Raw genomic sequence first — 18,458 nt, 5'->3', positions numbered from 1 at the left:
AACAATGGCACAAAAAACAAAAGCGACGTCCCAGACCGGGCTGCAAAAGCCACTAGTTGATAGAGTCGCTACAAACGAAGACTTTGCCGAAGCAGTCTTAATGCTAACTGCCAACGAAGCAGCCAATAGTGAGATGCTCAACCCAGGCACTCTGGCCCGACCATTTTCGGAAGGGCGTCTTAATGTACTACGGGACCAAAACCGTCTTCTTGGCCTTTGCGTGGACAGTGACCTCGGTATTGATCTTGTCGCCGTGAACCACGAAGTGCGTCGGCAAGGTATTGGACGTGAGCTTGTTCGCCGTTCTGTAGAGCGTGCGCGAACCCGCGAACTGAATGTGTTGGAGGTCGACTGTATTTCCGAAGCTAGCGCAAGGTTCGTCGATAGCCTGGGTTTCACGGTCATGCCCGACCTTATGGGATTAGGCGGAGGGATGTTTGCCTACATGGAGCTGCCCTGTAAGATTGCGCTCCCAGATGCGAGCCTGCTGAGTTTTCAGATCGATTTCTGCAATCCGGCTAGAGACTATGACAAAACAGTTGAACCTTTCCGATCATGTCGCGGTCAGGGTGCGCTGGTCGACGAAAAATGTCTTCATATTCCAAAGCGGGCAGTCTGCTATCACCCGCGCATCCGGGAGTTGCCGGACTGCATCATGATCGTGCGAGTTGGCGGGCAATTGATCTTTGAGGACAAAGTAAAGCGCGACGAAGCTGAACGCTTGGGCGTGCAGCGCGATCCCGGTGGCAACTTTTTCATCGAGCAGATCAAGCTTGCCTAAACTTGGGGGGCGCCCGCTTTCATTGCGCGTCCCCAACAGACTCAAACGCTATATCTATTTAACCCCTGATCTCACGTTCCACCCTCACGCGCGCGCACGCGTACGTACCTTGTAGAACACTGAAAAGAATCCAAAATCTCGATAAGTATCTGATAATGATTGTAATTTCGAGATTTTGTGCCTATCTTGACTTGAGGCCAGAAGGAGGTCTCGATGCCAGCTCTTCGTTTCACAAAACGCGCGATTGATGCGCTATCGCACCCTGAAACGGGTCAGATCCTATACCGCGATGAGATGCTGCGGGGCTTTGGCTTGCGTGTTGGATCACATTCCAAGGTCTACTTCGCTGAAGGGCAGGTCAAAAACAGAACACGAAGGGTAACCATTGGTCGCGCCGACGTAATTGGTGTCGATGCAGCTCGCAAACGCGCTCTAGGCATCCTGAGCGACATGGCAATGGGTGTCGATCCGAACGCTGAAAAGCGGCGCGTCGCACAAGAAAGCCTGACGCTCGGCCAAGCCTTTGACCGGTTCTTTGCAACACGGACTTCCATCGCTGACAGTACGCGAGATCGCTACCAAAGGACGGTTAACCTGTACCTGAAAGATTGGCGGCGAACGCCAGTCACCTCCATCAGCCGACAAATGATACTCAAGCGCCACCAGCGCATCGGTAAGGCAAACGGTGAGGTTACGGCAAATAATGTCATGCGCCATTTTCGGTCAGTCTATAATGTAACGGCTGCTGCGCATGACGAGTTCCCGCCCAACCCAGTCGATATTCTGACGCAGGCACGAGCATGGTATCCGGAACGTCGGCGTCGTGGAGCTGTGGCCGCCCATGACCTGCCAATATGGTGGGCAGCAGTAATGGAAGAACCAGACTACTCTCGCGACTTTCTCCTGGTTGCTCTGTTCACTGGGATGCGGCGTAATGAGATCGCCTCGCTCGGTTGGGAACACATCAACCTAGACGAAAAAGCACTGCATATCCCCAGGACGAAGAACGGCGACCCACTGGATTTGCCACTTTCTGACTACCTCGTCGGCTTATTGAAAGAGCGTCAGGCCAAAACAGGCGCGTCACCTTGGGTATTTCCAGGTACGGGGCGCAAGGGCCATATTGTGGAGACCAAAAAGTTCACGGCCCGAGTGACTGAGCGCAGCGGGGTGAAATTTACCCTGCACGACTTACGCCGAACCTTCATAACAATCGCCGAAAGCCTGGATATTCCCCACTATGCATTGAAGCGGCTGTTGAACCATCGCCTATCGGGTGACGTAACTGCTGGTTACATTGTGAGTGATTTGGAAAGGTTGCGTGGACCGGTCGAGGCGGTGGCGAACAGGATTTCCGAACTTGCATCAATCCGTTCTGAAAGGATGGCCTCTTGAACGAGCCTAAGCCCTACCCAAGCGAAGTCGCCCCGGAGGCGGCAGAAGCGCTTCTGGATATGCTTCTATTGGCCATCATTCGGGCTAACCCAGTGCCTACTGCGAAGCGCTCGGATGACCATCTTCGGCTGAACGATGCCAAGAAGAGTCTGTTCGGGATCGCCACGCCAAAGGGGCGAAACTTCGGAAGCGACTTGCCTGAACTTGTCTATATGGCTCGCCGATACATCGCCGAAAGAGGCCGCCCAGAAATAGGCCACAAGTATGAGCTTAGTTGGCCATCTGAGCCGGAAAACACTGCCAGCTCGGTAACTGCGCTAGCCAAAGAGGCATTGGAACGCCGAAAAGAGAGTGAACCAGATTTCCCAATGGCAGGGCTCGAGGAACGGATCCACAGGCTGCAAAAGAAGTTCGATAAATACAAACAGCCTGTACTGAAAATGGTCTATGGCCGGGATGGATTGGCCGAAACAGTGTTTTCGCAACACCTGCGGGAAGTAAAAGGATTGCTCGAGCACTTAGGTATCGAAGTCGAAGAACCAACCACGCCGTTGCGCGACCCAAAACACCCGATTTAAAGCCGGTGACGTAGTAAAATATGTGCTTATTAAAGGAGGCCTACTGAAACGACAGGAGGCCAAAGATGGCATTCAAAAATCGCAAACTTCTCACGACAAAAGAAGTTGCTGCTCGAGCAAGACTTAGCGAGTCCTTCTTTGAAAAACAGCGAAGCCAAGGCAAAGGTGCGCGTTATATAAAGATAGGTGGTCGCGTCTTATATGATGAAGACGACTTCAATTTCTGGCTGAACTGCCATCGACGCGATCCCGGTGGATTCAGCTATGACTGAGTCTTTTCTCGCCAACGCAATCAACAATGGCAGCGTTGCGGAAGCGGCGCTTGCCTACGTCAAACTGGGATGGGAGCCGCTGCGGCTCCTTCCCCGCGAAAAACATACCAAAGACGACTGGAAGGCGCCCCGCACGTGGGCGTCCGATGAAATCACGCGGGCATTCGCAGCCGAGAATAATGTCGGCGTCATCATGGGCTCACGCTCGGGCAATCTCGTCGACATCGACCTTGATATACCTGAGGCCGTCCTGATCGCCGATTTTGTCTTTCCTGAATTCACGCCCGTTGGCCGCAAAACATCCCCGCGTAGCCATCGCCTAGCAATCTGCGCAGCAGACAAAAGCCAACGATTTCAAATCCCACCCAAAGTGGCCAAGGAGCTGGAGTTCGGACGAGCAACTGTTCTGGAGCTCCGCGCCGATGGAAACCAAACTATGTTTCCGCCGTCGACCCACCCATCTGGTGAAAAGGTGCAATGGCAGGGTGGCCCGGAAGACATTCCCACTGTGTCCGCTGTCGATCTGACCAAGCGATGTGGTCTCTGCGCCGGGCTTGCGGTGCTATTACGCTATTATCCGCGCGTACAAGGGGACCGTGACAATGTGTGTTTGGCCCTGACCGGTGTACTGGTCCGGGCGGGGTATTCGGACGAAGACGTCGACCGAATTGTTGTTGCGATGGCCGCTGCCGCCGGCGACGAGGAAGCTGAAAAGCGCGGCGGCAAAGCAGCAGCAACCCGCGAAAAGATTAAAGATGAAGAGCCAACCTGGGGCCTCACGGAGCTCTGCGGACGCCTGGAAATCGAAAACCTCGAAAGTACCTTGCGCAAGTGGCTGGGGCTTTCAGGCGCTGGCCTGGCCGGGCGTTTCGCGAGAGACGGTAAGCCGACTATTCTTGTGGAACCAGGCAGCCAACCGTACGAAATCGACGAAATCGAAGACCTGCTCATCAAGTCCGATGCTGGCGTTTACCAGCGCGGCGAGAATTTGGTCCGCGTCAGCCGCTTGCCACGTTCTATTGGCGAAGACGGGGTAAAACGCTCGGGCGGCGCACTTGTACTGACACGCGTAATCACGGCATGGCTCCGTGAACAGTTCGCGCGCATCGCAAATTGGGAACGCCCCACCAAAGACGGGTTCAAAGCAATTAACCCACCGGTCGAACATGCTGCGACGTACATCGCACGTGTTGGCGAATGGCGGGTTCCAGTACTCAACGGCATCATCTCCACGCCCACACTGCGCGCAGATGGTTCTATTCTTCAGACACCCGGCTACGATTACAATTCTGGCCTGCTATACGATCCCGGCGATGTCGAATTTGATCCTGTACGTGAAGCACCTTCGAAAGAAGAAGCCATCGAGGCACTGCATGTTCTGTGGCAACCGTTTCGGGATTTCCGTTTTGCTGAACCGGTCGACAAGAGCGTCTTGCTCGCAGCTGTGCTCACCGCCTTCATTCGCAGATCGCTGCGAACTGCGCCTCTATTCGCACTAGACGCGCCAACTGCCGGTAGCGGGAAAACCTACGTTGCGGCCACCATCGGGATCATGGCCTATGGCCATTCGCCCACGATCATATCTCAAGGCAAAACAGAAGAGGAGGACGAGAAGCGGATTGGTGCGGTCTTGATGGCCGGCGACGGAATCATCGTCATTGACAACTGTGATCGCCCCATTCACGGCGACTCACTCTGCACTGTGCTGACAACAGAAGAATGGGGCGCCCGCATTCTCGGCAAATCCGAGGTTGCCAAAACCCCTACCAATGCACTGTTCATGGCCACTGGAAACAACCTTGAGGTGGCTGGAGACATGGGACGGCGCACGCTGGTGTGCCGCCTGGACCCGCAAACAGAACGGCCTGACCTCGTTGAACATGACTTTGACCCACGGGAAGAAGCCGCAGAAAACCGGACACAACTGGTGGCCGCAGGTCTAACTATTTTGCGCGCCTATATTGCGGCGGGTCGCCCCAAACAGTCGACGCCAATTGGGTCGTTTCGAGAATGGAACCTGGTGAGGGACGCGTTGCTCTGGTTGGGCTTGCCTGATCCAGCATTGACCCGTGAGAGAATTATGCTGGATGACCCAATGAAGTCCGAGCTTGCGGGCCTCTTGGATGCCTGGGTCGCGGCGCTGGGCGATCGAGAGTATGGCCTTGCTGAAATCGGTGCAATGGCGGAGGAATCCAGCTCTCCGGAAATCAAAGAGTTGTACGGGTTGCTGGCTGGTATGAGGCGAGATGGCCAGTTCAACGCCAAGAGCATTGGCCGGTTGCTTCTTAAGCATAAGGATCGGATTGTGGGCGGCCGTGTTCTGCGCAGCTATGCCGATTCAGCAGGCTCGAAACGGTATCGCGTAGAATTTGTTGGCAGCAATGTTCCGGACGTACCCGATGACGAGGAGCCTGATGAGGAATTTCCGTTCTGATCAACAGGGACGCTCAACATAAAAACCGTCAAACCTAGAGCACCAATTCTCCCCCGGGTTTGACGGGTTTACCGGGTTTGGTTTTGGCCTCTGGGCAGCGCAAAAACTGCGTTTTCCAACTGGTATTATGCCCAGCAAACTCGAGTGCACTCAGAAAGCTTCAAGCCAACGCTTTATGGCGGTAATTGGCTCACGGCCTGCAGGGTGGTCTGTTTGAACTTTTTCCAGGTCTGACATTGCGTCTGCCAAAGTTCGCCCGGATTCGACACCGTCACGCCCGTGTCGGCGGTTGTTCAGCCAAGCTTGCAGCTGTTCGTGACGCGCAGTCGACAAGGCCTCTGGAGCGTTCGCAAACACAAGGCGCCGCGCCAATTCACGGTATCTGTCGTCCTCGAAGGTTTCGGCTATCTCCGCACGTTCCGGCCAGTCTGACTTGTGGAATGCCTGCATTCGGTTTTCGTCAGCACGGCTTGGGAAACCTTCATACATGCGCTGTTCGACGATCTGGGCTGGCTCGAAGGGCGGGTAGCGCTGTTCCATTGCCCTGCCCAACCGCGCGGCAAACTGACCGTCAGCGGACACCACAGCGGCCCGACGGACGATCTCAGCCATCGGTAAGCCAATAACGGCTGGCAGGTCTGGCGCTATGGCCGCGTCGACCAATGCTGGCATTTTGTTTGAGTAGATGGTGCGAAGTGCCCGGTTGGGTCCCTTCGTCTCTTCCACCAGTTCTGCCTCACTTAAGTTCAAGACTTCTGCTGGATCTCGACGCAGATCAAACACAGCCTGCATGGTTGGGTTATTCGGATGGTGGCCGCAGCCGACAACTGCACGAACGGATGGCACCCCCATGTGATACTCGACGATGCACTTGGGTTCACCGGTGCCCAGGCGTCTAGCGACCTCGCCCTTGTCCACCATTGGAAGCAAGGAATTCCAAATAGAAGGTGCGCGGTCACGGATCAGCCGCGCCATGTAAATAGTGGCCTCCACATCTGCCAAAGCGTCGTGGGCGTTTTCATGTGCGAAGCCGTTGGCTGGTGCCAAGGTGTCGAGGCGGAGTGTCGGCTTGCCTTTGGCGCTAATGGGCACGGCCATAGCATTGGGGGCCAATGCTGCCGTGGCCTGGGCCAGGCGCAGCACATCCGCCCGTTGGTTGCCGTTGGTATTGGTCAGGTAAACCGGCTGCAGTGTTTGGTAGAAGGCCTGACGCAGCAAAGGCTCGTCGAAAGAGAGGGTGTTGTATCCTGTAAAGATCGCCGGTGACCATGCGCGCAGCTTCTCGGCGATCTGAAGCATCATTTCATAATGAGAAGGCAGACTGGGATCGTTCAGCATCGCGGGAGTTACCCGTGTCGCCAGCAAGGCGCCTGGTGCGGGGACGACATGGGGCAGAAGGTGGCAGCGGAATTCGAAGCGGTCGCGTTCGTTTAGGTCGTCATCAGTTAGGATCGCCGCGAATTGCAGGATCTGGTCGAACGTCGTGTCCGTGCCGGTGGTTTCCGTGTCGTAGAAGACGTAAGTCATACGGGCAGCCTAACTTGTCTCATCACTGGGGGGTAAGCCCAAGTTTGTACTAGCGGATTTCGCCGCAACCGGTACTTTAAGGGCGCAATCCCGGCAGAAGTAGAGATATTGATTGCTCATGATGGATCCGAGCGAAAAGAAAAAGCTTAGCGAAAGCGATATTTGCGATCTTTTTATTTCGCCGTCTATTCGCAATTCCGGCTGGGATCCAATGACGCAAATACGGCGTGAAGTAACCCTGACTCCAGGACCAGTTATTGTTCGCGGGAATATGTCTTCCCGAAATAAAAAGAAGAAAAAATTCGCTGACTATGTCCTTTCTTGGGAGCCGTCAGTTCCAGTTGGCGTTGTCGAGGCAAAGGATAACAACGTTGGCGTCAGTCACGGCCTACAGCAGGCATTGGGTTACGCAGAAATTTTGAACGTTCCGAGTGCATTTAGCTCCAATGGAGATGCATTTGCCGGCCATAATAAAGTACCGGAAGCTGGCGAAGACATTGAAGCAGATTTCTCGCTCGATGAGTTCCCGACCCCAGATCAGCTTTGGAAAAGATACAAGAAGTTTCGCGGAATTGAGGACGAGGAGGAAAAGCTTGTCCTGCAGCCGTATCATGAGGACACATCTGGCAAGGAGCCGCGCTACTACCAAGTTGAAGCCATCAACCGTACAATTGAAGCGGTAGCGAAAGGAGAAAAACGGGTTCTACTCGTCATGGCCACTGGGACGGGGAAGACCTACACAACGTTCCAGGTTATTTGGCGGCTATGGAAAGCGGGGCAAGCGAAGCGCATTCTCTTCCTCGCGGATCGCAACGTGCTCGTTGATCAAACGCTGGTGAATGATTTCAAACCGTTCGGCGCGGTCATGACCAAAGTTCGCAACCGCACAATCGACCCGTCTTACGAGATACACCTTGGCCTTTACCAATCGCTCACCGGTTCTGACGAAGCCGACAAGGTATTCAAGACTGTCTCACGCGACTTTTTTGACCTGATCGTTATCGATGAGTGTCACCGCGGCAGTGCCGCCGACGATGCCGCCTGGCGCGAAATCCTGGACTACTTTTCTGACGCAATTCAGGTCGGTCTGACGGCCACGCCCAAGGAAACCAAATACGTATCCAGCACGACCTATTTCGGCGAACCTGTTTACACATACAGCCTTAAGCAAGGCATCGATGATGGCTTCCTGGCCCCCTACAAGGTGGTGAAGATCGATATCGATCGCGACGTTGACGGCTGGACGCCGCCGCCTGGTATGACCGACGACCTCGGAGCGGAGATTGAGGGTCGCCAATACAATCGACAAGACATGGACCGTATTTTGGTCCTGAATCAGCGAACCAAGCTCGTCGCCAACCGAGTAATGCAGCTCTTGAAGGCGACGGACCCCTTCTCGAAGACCATTATATTCTGTGAGGACATCGACCACGCTGAGCGCATGCGTAAGGCCATCGTCAACGCCGCAGGACAGCTAGCGCTCGACAACCCGAAATACGTGATGCGGATCACGGGAGACAGCGTCGAGGGGAAGGCAGAGCTCGACAACTTCATCGACCCGGAAAGCAAGTTTCCCGTGATCGCGACAACCTCCGAACTCTTAACGACCGGAGTTGACGCCAAGACCTGTAAACTGATCGTTCTGGACAAGACCATCACCTCGATGACGATCTTCAAGCAGATCATCGGAAGAGGCACGCGGATCGACGAAGAGCACAATAAGTACTTCTTCACGATTATGGATTTCAAAGGCGCGACAGATCTATTTCGGGACCCCGACTTTGATGGAAACCCTGTGGTTATCTACACACCCGGTCCTGATGATAATCCCGAGCCTCCCGACCCCTCAGATAACGACCCAGGTGATGACGGTGACGGGCCGGATGATGAGCCCGCAGGCACCACAAAAATCCGCGTCAGCGGCGTTGATGCTACGATTGTTGCCGAGCGTATCGAGTATCTGGGACCGGATGGCCAGTTGATTACCGAGTCCTACAAAGACTTCGCCAAGCGCCAGATTCGGTCAGAGTACGCCTCGCTGGACGACTTCATTCGAAACTGGAACGGAGCCGACAAAAAGAAAGCCATCATTCAGGAGCTTGAGGAGCATGGCGTCCTTTTGGAGAACCTTGCTGCGGAGGTTGGTAAGGATATTGGAGACTTCGACCTACTCCTTCATGTCGCATATGAGCAGCCCCCACTGACGCGTGCGGAGCGCGCCAACAATGTGAAGAAGCGGGACTATTTCACGAAATATGGGGAGGAAGTCAGACAGGTTCTGTCTGCTCTCTTGGACAAGTACGCGGACGAAGGTATCGAAGCGATCGAGGACGCGCGCGTGCTGCGCATGCATCCCTTTGATGAGATTGGGAAACCAGTCGAAATTATCCGGAACGTATTCGGTGGCAAAGAACAATATGAAGAGGCCGTAAGGGACCTCGAAAACGAGCTGTACAGGCAGGCGGAAGGCTAATGGGCAACATAGCGAGTATCATCAAGGCAATCCAAGACATCATGCGGAAGGATGTGGGCGTTGATGGCGACGCGCAGCGCATCGGCCAGATGGTCTGGATGTTCTTCTTGAAGATCTTCGACGACCGCGAAGCCGAGCTTGAGTACGTTGAGGACGACTATCAATCACCGCTTCCTGAGCATCTCCGCTGGCGCAACTGGGCGGGCAAGCGCGAAGGGATGACAGGCGACGAGCTCTACGACTTCGTACAGAACATCCTGTTTCCAAAGCTCAAGTCACAGGACCTGCTGAACAGCCCAAAGCGGGAACAGGCTGAGGTCATCCAACGTGTCTTCGCTGATGCTTACAACTACATGAAGTCTGGCACGCTCATGCGCCAGGTCATCAACAAGATCAACGAAATCGACTTCAACAACTCGGGCGACTGGCACACCTTCGGCGGCATTTATGAACAAATCCTGCGAGACTTGCAGAGCGCGGGAAACGCAGGCGAGTTCTACACTCCGCGTGCAGTCACTAAGTTCATCGTGAACCGTGTGGATCCGAAGTTGGAAGAGGTAGTCTTTGACCCGGCCTGCGGTACCGGTGGCTTCCTGACATGCGCGATCGATCACAAAGTCGAAAACTATGTGAAAACCAGCAAAGATCGGGAGGCCCTTGGACGTACCATCAGGGGCGTCGAAAAGAAGCCTCTGCCGTTCATGCTTTGCATCACGAACATGATCCTGCACGGGATCGACACACCCCGACACATCCGGCTCGATAACACCCTAAGCTATCCCTACACCGGGATTTCCGAACGGGACCGAGTGGATGTAATCATCACCAACCCGCCCTTCGGTGGCATCGAAGAAGACGGCATCGAAAAGAATTTTCCGGCGACCTACCGGACGCGCGAGACTGCCGACCTGTTCATCGCGGTCATCAAGCGGCGGCTGAAGAAACATGGCCGGGCAGCGGTGGTCCTGCCTGACGGGTTCCTGTTCGGAGAGGGCGTAAAGACCACGCTCAAGCGTGAGCTGCTGGAGGAATGCAATCTCCATACCGTCGTTCGGCTGCCCAACGGTGTGTTCAACCCATACACGGGCATCAAGACCAACATTTTGTTCTTCATTAAGGGTGAGGCCACAAAGGACGTTTGGTTCTATGAACATCCCTATCCGGAGGGCGTGACGAACTACAACAAGTCCCGCCCGATGAAGTTCGAGGAGTTCCAGGCTGAAATCGACTGGTGGGGTGAGGAAGCTGATGGCTTCAAGGCTCGCAAAGAAACCAAACACGCCTGGAAGGTTAGCGCCGATGACCTGGCAGCGCGAAACTACAACTTTGACCTAAAGAACCCGCATGAGGATGAGGTGGAGGACCACGACCCAGACCATCTGCTCAAGGAGTACGGCAACGCTCAAGACGACATTCAGAAACTGCGTAATCAGTTGAAGGCCATCCTAGCGGATGCATTGAACGGGGGCGCCCGTGACTGATGTGAATCAACTTATCACCGACCACCTAGATATCTGGACGTCTGCCACCGAGAAGAAATCCGGTGCTGGGCGCGGGAGCGGCGGAACTGTAAATTTTTACGGCATCCAGAAGTTACGGGAGTTAATCCTCGAACTTGCGGTGCGAGGTAGGTTGGTGCCACAGGATGCCAGCGAAGGAACCGCTGTCGAACTCCTCAAGAAGGTCGAGCTCACCCGCCAAGAGCTCTTATCACAGAAGCTCATTCGTAAGCAGAAGAAACCGGGGTCGGTGAAACCAGACGAAATGCGCTTCACGCTTCCGAAAGGATGGGCGTGGACCAGACTTATTGATCTGGCCGAAATATCGCCAAAAAACGACTTGGAAGATGACGAGCTAGCGTCCTTCGTTCCAATGCCAGAGATTGGGACTAGTCATACTGGGGAGCACGGGCAAGAAGAGAGACGATGGGGGGAGATTAGAAAGTCCTACACGCATTTTGCAGATGGCGACGTAGCTCTGGCAAAAATCACGCCCTGTTTTGAGAATAGCAAAGCGGCTGTATTCTCGGGTCTACGGAACGGTGTTGGCGCAGGTACGACGGAGCTACATGTCGCGCGTCTGTTTTGCAAAGAAGTGGCCGGGCGCTTTATTCTCCTGCACCTCAAGGCGCCCTCATTCTTGGAGAATGGAAAGCCGATCATGACAGGATCGGCGGGGCAGAAGCGGGTTCCACGATGGTATTTCTCGGAAACACCAATCGCACTTCCGCCAACCGCGGAACAACACCGCATCGTAGCCAAGGTGGACGAACTTATGCGACTATGCGGTGCCCTACAGAGCCAGGCCGAGAACGGTGTTAAGGCGCATCAGAGCCTTGTCGAAGTCTGTCTTGCCGTTCTCAGAAACAGCAAAACTCCTCGAGAACTTGCCGACAACTGGAGTCGCCTGGGAGCAAACTTCGACACGCTTTTCAAGACTGAAGAGAGCGTAAGAAGTTTAGAGCGAACTATTCTTGAGCTGGCCATCAGAGGGCTCCTTGTTTCTCAAGACCAAAATGAAGAACCCGCATCCGAATGGTTGGATCGTTCAATCCGTACCAGAACTAAACTTGTTAGGGAAAAAGCCATAAGGAAACCAAAGGCCGTTAAGGATATCGACCAGCTTGCAAAGCCCTACGAGCTGCCTGCGAATTGGACATGGGCTCGGCTGCCTGAAATTGGAGAGCTTGCAAGGGGGAAATCAAAACACCGTCCCCGCAATGATCGAAGATTGTTCGATGGTGGAACCTACCCGCTTGTGCAAACAGGAGATGTCGCTCGTGCTGACCCGTTCATCTCAGAGGCAGAAAGCTTCTATAACGATTTTGGGCTTGAACAGAGCCGTTTGTGGCCCAAGGGAACACTTTGCATAACAATAGCGGCGAACATCGCAGACACGGGCATCTTGTCTATGGAAGCCTGCTTTCCGGACAGTGTTGTTGGCTATATCCCGTTCGAGGAAGGCGTTAACGTTTCGTACTTCGACTATTTCATTCGGACGGCAAAAAACGACCTAGAAGACTACGCTCCTTCAACGGCGCAGAAGAACATCAACTTGGAAATCCTTGGTGAAGTTCTAGTGCCTTTACCTCCAAAAGAAGAGCTCAACCGGATTTGCCTGCGAGTCTCAGAGCTGTTGAAAATTTGCGAGAATCTGCGCCGTTCATTTCGCGCCTCACAAGATACGAAAATTGCCTTCGCTGATGCCCTTACTTCACAAATTCATTGAGAAATCATGCGCTTAAAATCTGTCTGGATCAGCGAGTACAAGAACCTACGCGACTTCACACTCACCTTTGACGGAGAAAGCTTCCTCGACATCTTTGTCGGTAAAAATGGAACAGGTAAATCTAATTTCTTCGAAGCGCTTGTTGAAATTTTTAACTTCATTTTTTCTTCAGCAAAACGCCGAAGCGCCATCAGCTTCGACTTTGAAATTGTCTACGAAATCGATGGTGTTGAAGTCCGTGTTCGGAGAGAAAACGGGGAAATGACCATCAACGGTAGGATCCGTTCAACCATCGGCAGCAATCCGATCCCGGACAATGTAATCATCTACTACTCGGGTCATAGCGACACAATCGACACGACTGTTCAACGCTATGCGAAGGCCTATGCCCGCCGAAACAAGAAATGGAAGGGCGACGAGGCACGGCAGTTCATCAGCATTGGGACAGATTATAAGGAGATGCTACTCTCGATCCTATTGATGCAATCACCGGATTGCGCCGCCCGTATTTACATCTGCGAGAAGCTCGGGATCGATGTCACGACTGAGACGGCTACCCTGTCACTTAAGCCGCCGAGATTTGACCATCTGAGCGTCGAAGTAGGCGACACTCAATCGTTCTTGTGGGGTGCGCAAGGCATCTCACTAGCCTTTGTCGAGAGGCTATTGAACTGCGTTCGCGGCGATTTCACAAGAGACTCGATCTACGACAGAACGCGTGATCGCTACACAATACCAATTAATCGAAGGCTATTCGCCGAAGAGTTTGCCGATGAAACGTCTTCTGACTTGTTTCGAAGCCTGGACAATCTCAAGACGCTTGGAATGTTCGAGTCCCTTTCTATTCCTATAGGCCTAAAGGACGGCCGCCCGATCTTCGTCAGAGATTTTAGTGATGGGCAGTTCCAATCCATCTACATCTTCGCGATTTCTGAGCTCTTCAAAGATCGTAACTGTATTACATTGCTGGATGAACCCGACTCCTTCCTACATCCGGAGTGGCAGTTTGAGTTCTTGAAACAGGTTGTAGACATAGCTGGTACAGAGGCTGCCCAGACAAACCATGTTTTGCTTAGTAGCCACAGCGCTTCGACTGTTGCCAGGTCGGAGAAGCAAGAAATCCAAATGTTTGAAATCGAAGGCGGTTGCGTGTCCATACGCAGCGCGAACAAAACTTCGATCATCAAATCTTTGTCTGCTGGCCTGATCTCGTTCTCCGAAACCGAAGCGCGGATGAACATTGCGTTCAACTTGAAGAACACCAACGGTCCCGTTTTGTTCACAGAGGGCATAACCGATGAACTGATACTTGAGACCGCATGGAAGAAACTGCGTGGTGACGCAGATCGTCCATTCGACATTCAGAACGCATTCAGCTGCGGCTTCTTACGCAACTTGTTGAGAGATGCATCTCTCTACGAGTCAAACCCCAACCGTAAATTCATCGCCTTATTTGACTTTGACGAAGCGTACAACGACTGGGTGCAGTTGGGCGCAGATCTTGAGACAAACCCGGCGCTATGCCTGGCGAAGAAGCTGAACGCTAGGGAGGGCTATGCACTTCTTCTCCCAGTCCCAGACAATCCCCAAATAGCGAGACAAGTTGTCAATCATGACACTGGCGACCACTACGCGGGGCGATCACTACTCACCATCGAGCTTCTTTTGCATGGTGTCCCAGGCCTAGACGCCCACTTTGAAGTTGATCAATCGCGCCCGGAACGTTTCATCCGTTTCATCGGCGACAAGGTTCGCTTCGCAAGGGAAGTCGTGCCGCACGTTCCGGCGGAGCACTTTGGGCCCTTTGAACCAGTGTTTAGAAGCGCGGAGCGGATCATCGGCGCAGTTGAATGACATTAAACGACCAGCCCGTCAGCTCGATCGTAAGTATCTGATATTAAGCGTAGAACTGGTGCCGCTGAAGGGACTCGAACCCCCGACCCCATCATTACGAATGACGTGCTCTACCAGCTGAGCTACAGCGGCTTCTGGGACCCTACTATGGCCCTACTAGTTCTACTCCTTTGCCGCGAACTCTTTGGTTTCGCAAGTCATTCTCGCGGGGACCCGCTAATTACGAATGACGTGCTCTACCAGCTGAGCTACAGCGGCGCCTTGAATCATCCGGAACTGGCCTCTACCGGATGAGATGGCCCATTTAAACTGTCAGCCTAAAGCCTGCAAGACCAGTTATGTCCGTTCGGGCCTTTCCCCCCTTTTCACCAGAGGTTGTCGTCGACGTATTGGGCCAATGATCAATCCAATGGGGCGAGCTTCCAGTTTGTGAAATTTTTGTAACGACGCATGAGTAGTTTTGACTCTAAGTTTATTATTCTATATTTCATGAAATATGATGGAAGAGATAACCGACCAGCTGGCCACCCTTGGCCACCCGCAACGTATCACCGTATTTCGCATGTTGATGCGACGGTATCCTGACACTGTTCCAGCGGGGGAACTGGCGTCGGAACTGGGGATCAAGTCCAGCACCTTGTCGAACTATCTCAACGCGTTGCAGCGATCCGGGCTGGTCAAGCAGGAACGATCCGGGACGTCACTGCTCTATTCGATTGAGATGAAGAACGTGCAGCACATGTTCGATTTCCTGCTCGTGGATTGCTGCCGTGGCCGACCCGATCTTTGCATGCCCTTGGCCAAAGGGCGCGAAACCATGGCTGACCGAAAGTTCAATGTGTTGTTCATTTGCGTGGGTAATTCTGCCCGGTCGATCTTTGCCGAATCCCTTTTGCGGGATATCGGCGGGGATCGGTTCAATGTGTATTCGGCCGGCATACGACCGTTTTCCGAACTCAACCCGTTTGCAATTCGGGTTCTGCAAGACAAGGGGCATGATACATCGGCGCTCCGCTCCAAGAATGTATCCGAGTTCTCGCGACCGGGCGCACCTGAAATGGATTTCGTCTTTACGGTCTGCAATCAGGCTGCGAACGAAGAATGCCCCGCGTGGGAAGGCCAGCCGATCAGCGGTCACTGGGGCATGGCGGATCCGGTCAAGGCAGAAGGCACCGATGCCGAGAAAAGCCTGGCCTTTCAAAACGCGTACGGCGCGCTGAAGCGTCGGGTTCAAGCCTTTACATCGCTGCCGGTTGAAAGCCTGGACCGGATCGCACTGCAATCCGCCGTTGATGAAATCGCGCGGTCGCCACTTGAGGATGCGCCATGACGACTTACGCTGTGAACGGCCTTGGCCGAATGGGGAAACTGGCCCTGAAGCCCTTGTTGGAACGGGGCGCAAAGATTGCCTGGATCAACGATGCCTTCGGCGACCCCCAGATGCACGCGCATCTGTTGGAGTTCGACACGGTACACGGGCGTTGGGATGCAGAATTCAGCTTTGATGCCGACAGCATCACTGTGAATGGAACCCGCCTGCCGTTCATCGGCACGAAAGACCTGAACACCCTGCCGCTGGATGGCGTTGATGTCGTGATCGACTGTACGGGCGTGTTCAAGACCGAGGCCAAGCTGGCCCCATATTTTGATGCCGGGGTAAAGAAAGTCGTCGTCTCTGCCCCGGTCAAAGACGGCCCGACGGCAAATATCGTTGTTGGAGTGAATGAAAGCACATATGACCCCGCGACCCATAAAATTGTGACAGCGGCCTCTTGCACAACGAATTGCCTGGCGCCGGTGGTCAAGGTGATCCACGAGAATCTGGGTATCCGCCACGGGTCGATGACTACGATCCATGACGTGACCAACACGCAAACAATCGTTGATCGGCCCGCAAAGGACTTGCGGCGCGCACGGTCGGCCCTCAACTCACTGATCCCGACGACCACCGGTTCGGCCACCGCCATCACACTGATCTATCCGGAACTCAAGGAGCGTCTGAACGGTCACGCCGTCAGGGTGCCGCTTTTGAACGCCTCGCTGACCGATTGCGTATTCGAAGTTGAGCGGGCCACCACGGTTGACGAGGTCAACGCCCTCTTTAAAGCGGCGGCTGAGGGTGACCTGAAGGATATTCTGGGTTATGAAACCCGCCCTCTGGTATCTACCGATTACACCAATGACAAACGCTCCTCGATTGTCGATGCGCCCTCAACCATGGTGATAAACGGGACACAGGTGAAAATCTATGCGTGGTACGACAATGAGATGGGCTATGCGCACCGCTTGGTGGATGTGGCGCTGATGGTCGGGTCCTCGCTGTGACCCAGCGGCCCGAAGGACTGTCGGCTTATGTCGCGGTCACGGCGGCTTATTGGGCCTTCATGCTGACTGACGGGGCGCTCAGGATGTTGGTGCTGCTGCACTTTCACACCATGGGATTCTCACCGGTTCAGCTGGCCTATCTGTTTGTGCTTTATGAGATTGCTGGGATCGTCACCAACCTGGCCGCAGGCTGGATTGCCGCCCGGTTCGGGCTAACGTCCACCCTGTATGCAGGATTGGGGCTGCAGGTGGTGGCGTTGCTTGCCATGACACAGCTTGATCCGCACTGGACCGTTACCGCCTCGGTCATCTTTGTGATGATGGTACAGGGGGCAAGCGGAGTGGCCAAGGATCTGGCCAAGATGTCGTCGAAATCATCAGTCAAATTACTGGCCCCGGCCGAGGGCGGAGGGTTGTTTCGGTGGGTCGCTGCGCTGACCGGATCAAAAAATGCCGTCAAAGGGCTGGGTTTCCTGTTGGGCGCGGCCATGCTGGCCACGTTGGGATTCATGGCGGCAATCCTGGTCATGGCGGCGGTTCTGGCACTGATCCTGTTCGCAGTTATCCTGTTCATGCCAGCGGGCCTGCCGAAGGGGCGAAAAGGGGCGAAATTCTCGGAAGTATTGTCAAAATCCGCCAATGTGAACTGGCTGTCCGCGGCGCGGGTCTTTCTGTTCGGTGCGCGCGATGTCTGGTTCGTGGTCGGCATCCCGATCTATTTCTACGCCGTCCTGTCGGATGGCACCGAGGACGGCAACCGTTCCGCGTTCTTCATGATCGGAACATTCATGGCGGTGTGGGTCATCCTCTATGGCGCAGTGCAGGCCTACGCGCCAAAGATCCTTCGTGCGGCGGATCGAACCGAAGGCGATTTGATCCGCGCGGCACGCAGGTGGGCGAGTGCCCTTTTCTGCGTTCCTGCGTCTCTAACATTGGCCGTTTCGCTGTCACATGGGCCTGAAACCTGGCTAACCACAACGCTTGTGGCTGGGCTGCTGATCTTCGGAGCAATCTTTGCGGTGAATTCATCGCTGCATTCCTATCTGATCCTGGCTTTCACCCGGTCCGAACGTGTGACAATGGATGTCGGATTTTATTACATGGCAAATGCAACAGGACGGCTGATCGGCACGGTTCTGTCCGGCCTGGCCTACCAGATCGGAGGATTGCCACTGGTCCTCGGGACCGCGACCGTGATGGTGGCCCTTGCTGCGTTGACTTCAGGCAAACTGACGGATCAAACCTCCGAAGCACTGACGTGACCATTTCGAACGATATCTCACGGACTGGATCGCTCTTGCCATGATCGGTGGCATTCTGATCGGAGCGGCTGCGCAAGGTTATTGAAGAACGATTAGCGAGAATTCTATATGTTTCGGCATATGACCTCGCAAAGCTTAGCAAATCATGACGGCGCCACTGGCCGCGGAAACCCGGTATCTGTTAAACAATACGGTATTTTTGGTGACCCCGGCAGGATTCGAACCTGCAACCTGCCCCTTAGGAGGGGGCTGCTCTATCCAGTTGAGCCACGGGGCCGTGCCAGGCTCTCTGTAACCGGGATTTTCCGGGTTGTCATCGCCTTTGCACA

At 54.3% G+C, this 18,458-nt stretch carries 13 protein-coding genes and 2 tRNA genes; 12 read left to right on the top strand and 3 right to left on the bottom strand.

Features of this window, described 5'->3' with window-relative positions; genetic code table 11:
• Positions 1-4: 4 nt before the first annotated feature.
• From ACR0BF_RS10235 to ACR0BF_RS10215, 5 genes are all read left to right on the top strand, one after another.
• On the top strand, positions 5-781 hold the full coding sequence (locus ACR0BF_RS10235) for a GNAT family N-acetyltransferase (protein ID WP_480624838.1): 777 nt from the start codon (positions 5-7) through the stop codon (positions 779-781).
• Positions 782-994: 213 nt separating this feature from the next.
• Positions 995-2,176 carry a tyrosine-type recombinase/integrase gene (locus tag ACR0BF_RS10230; protein WP_480624837.1) on the top strand — a complete coding sequence of 394 codons (1,182 nt, stop codon included), beginning with the start codon at positions 995-997 and terminating at the stop codon, positions 2,174-2,176.
• Complete coding sequence (locus tag ACR0BF_RS10225; RefSeq protein ID WP_480624836.1) at positions 2,173-2,754, top strand: hypothetical protein; 582 nt, start codon at positions 2,173-2,175, stop codon at positions 2,752-2,754. The genes ACR0BF_RS10230 and ACR0BF_RS10225 overlap by 4 nt, the downstream gene beginning before the upstream one ends.
• Positions 2,755-2,819: 65 nt before the next feature.
• Positions 2,820-3,026, top strand: a complete 207-nt coding sequence (locus tag ACR0BF_RS10220; RefSeq protein ID WP_480624835.1) for a helix-turn-helix transcriptional regulator — start codon at positions 2,820-2,822, stop codon at positions 3,024-3,026.
• Entirely contained in the window at positions 3,007-5,460 is a 2,454-nt protein-coding gene (locus tag ACR0BF_RS10215) for a bifunctional DNA primase/polymerase (protein ID WP_480624834.1), read from the top strand. The genes ACR0BF_RS10220 and ACR0BF_RS10215 overlap by 20 nt, the downstream gene beginning before the upstream one ends.
• A 150-nt stretch (positions 5,461-5,610) precedes the next feature.
• On the opposite strand, the gene ACR0BF_RS10210 is transcribed toward ACR0BF_RS10215, so the two are convergent.
• Entirely contained in the window at positions 5,611-6,987 is a 1,377-nt protein-coding gene (locus ACR0BF_RS10210; RefSeq protein WP_480624833.1) for an exonuclease domain-containing protein, read from the bottom strand.
• Positions 6,988-7,108: 121 nt separating this feature from the next.
• On the opposite strand from ACR0BF_RS10210, the gene hsdR reads away from it, so the two are divergent.
• Genes hsdR through ACR0BF_RS10190 form a run of 4 tightly spaced genes read left to right on the top strand, consistent with a single transcriptional unit; the run spans position 7,109 to position 14,542 of the window.
• Positions 7,109-9,460, top strand: coding sequence for an EcoAI/FtnUII family type I restriction enzme subunit R (gene hsdR / locus ACR0BF_RS10205; RefSeq protein ID WP_480624893.1), 2,352 nt, complete (start codon positions 7,109-7,111; stop codon positions 9,458-9,460).
• Positions 9,460-10,941 carry a type I restriction-modification system subunit M gene (locus ACR0BF_RS10200; protein ID WP_480624832.1) on the top strand — a complete coding sequence of 494 codons (1,482 nt, stop codon included), beginning with the start codon at positions 9,460-9,462 and terminating at the stop codon, positions 10,939-10,941. The genes hsdR and ACR0BF_RS10200 overlap by 1 nt, the downstream gene beginning before the upstream one ends.
• Positions 10,934-12,688 (top strand): restriction endonuclease subunit S, encoded by a 1,755-nt coding sequence (locus ACR0BF_RS10195; RefSeq protein ID WP_480624831.1) that lies wholly within the window; start codon positions 10,934-10,936, stop codon positions 12,686-12,688. Before ACR0BF_RS10200 ends, ACR0BF_RS10195 begins: the two co-directional genes overlap by 8 nt.
• 6 nt (positions 12,689-12,694) lie before the next feature.
• The gene (locus tag ACR0BF_RS10190) at positions 12,695-14,542 is read left to right on the top strand and encodes an ATP-dependent nuclease (protein WP_480624830.1); all 1,848 of its coding nucleotides are present in this window, start codon (positions 12,695-12,697) and stop codon (positions 14,540-14,542) included.
• Positions 14,543-14,598: 56 nt separating this feature from the next.
• On the opposite strand, the gene ACR0BF_RS10185 is transcribed toward ACR0BF_RS10190, so the two are convergent.
• Positions 14,599-14,674: transfer RNA gene (locus ACR0BF_RS10185), tRNA-Thr, on the bottom strand.
• Between the two features lie 364 nt (positions 14,675-15,038).
• Between ACR0BF_RS10185 and ACR0BF_RS10180 the strand changes: the two genes are divergently transcribed.
• From ACR0BF_RS10180 to arsJ, 3 genes are read left to right on the top strand one after another with little or no spacing between them, the layout of a single operon-like run.
• Positions 15,039-15,872: an arsenate reductase/protein-tyrosine-phosphatase family protein gene (locus ACR0BF_RS10180; RefSeq protein ID WP_480624829.1), complete on the top strand. Its 834-nt coding sequence runs from the start codon at positions 15,039-15,041 to the stop codon at positions 15,870-15,872.
• Positions 15,869-16,867: an ArsJ-associated glyceraldehyde-3-phosphate dehydrogenase gene (locus ACR0BF_RS10175; RefSeq protein WP_480624828.1), complete on the top strand. Its 999-nt coding sequence runs from the start codon at positions 15,869-15,871 to the stop codon at positions 16,865-16,867. Before ACR0BF_RS10180 ends, ACR0BF_RS10175 begins: the two co-directional genes overlap by 4 nt.
• Entirely contained in the window at positions 16,864-18,129 is a 1,266-nt protein-coding gene (gene arsJ / locus ACR0BF_RS10170; RefSeq protein ID WP_480624827.1) for an organoarsenical effux MFS transporter ArsJ, read from the top strand. Before ACR0BF_RS10175 ends, arsJ begins: the two co-directional genes overlap by 4 nt.
• A gap of 200 nt (positions 18,130-18,329) precedes the next feature.
• Here arsJ and ACR0BF_RS10165 read toward each other — a convergent pair.
• Positions 18,330-18,406, bottom strand: a tRNA-Arg gene (locus ACR0BF_RS10165).
• Positions 18,407-18,458 lie beyond the last annotated feature (52 nt).

It is taken from the genome of Ruegeria sp. AG7 (assembly GCF_056541545.1).
This window is presented reverse-complemented; position numbering and strand designations above follow the sequence as displayed.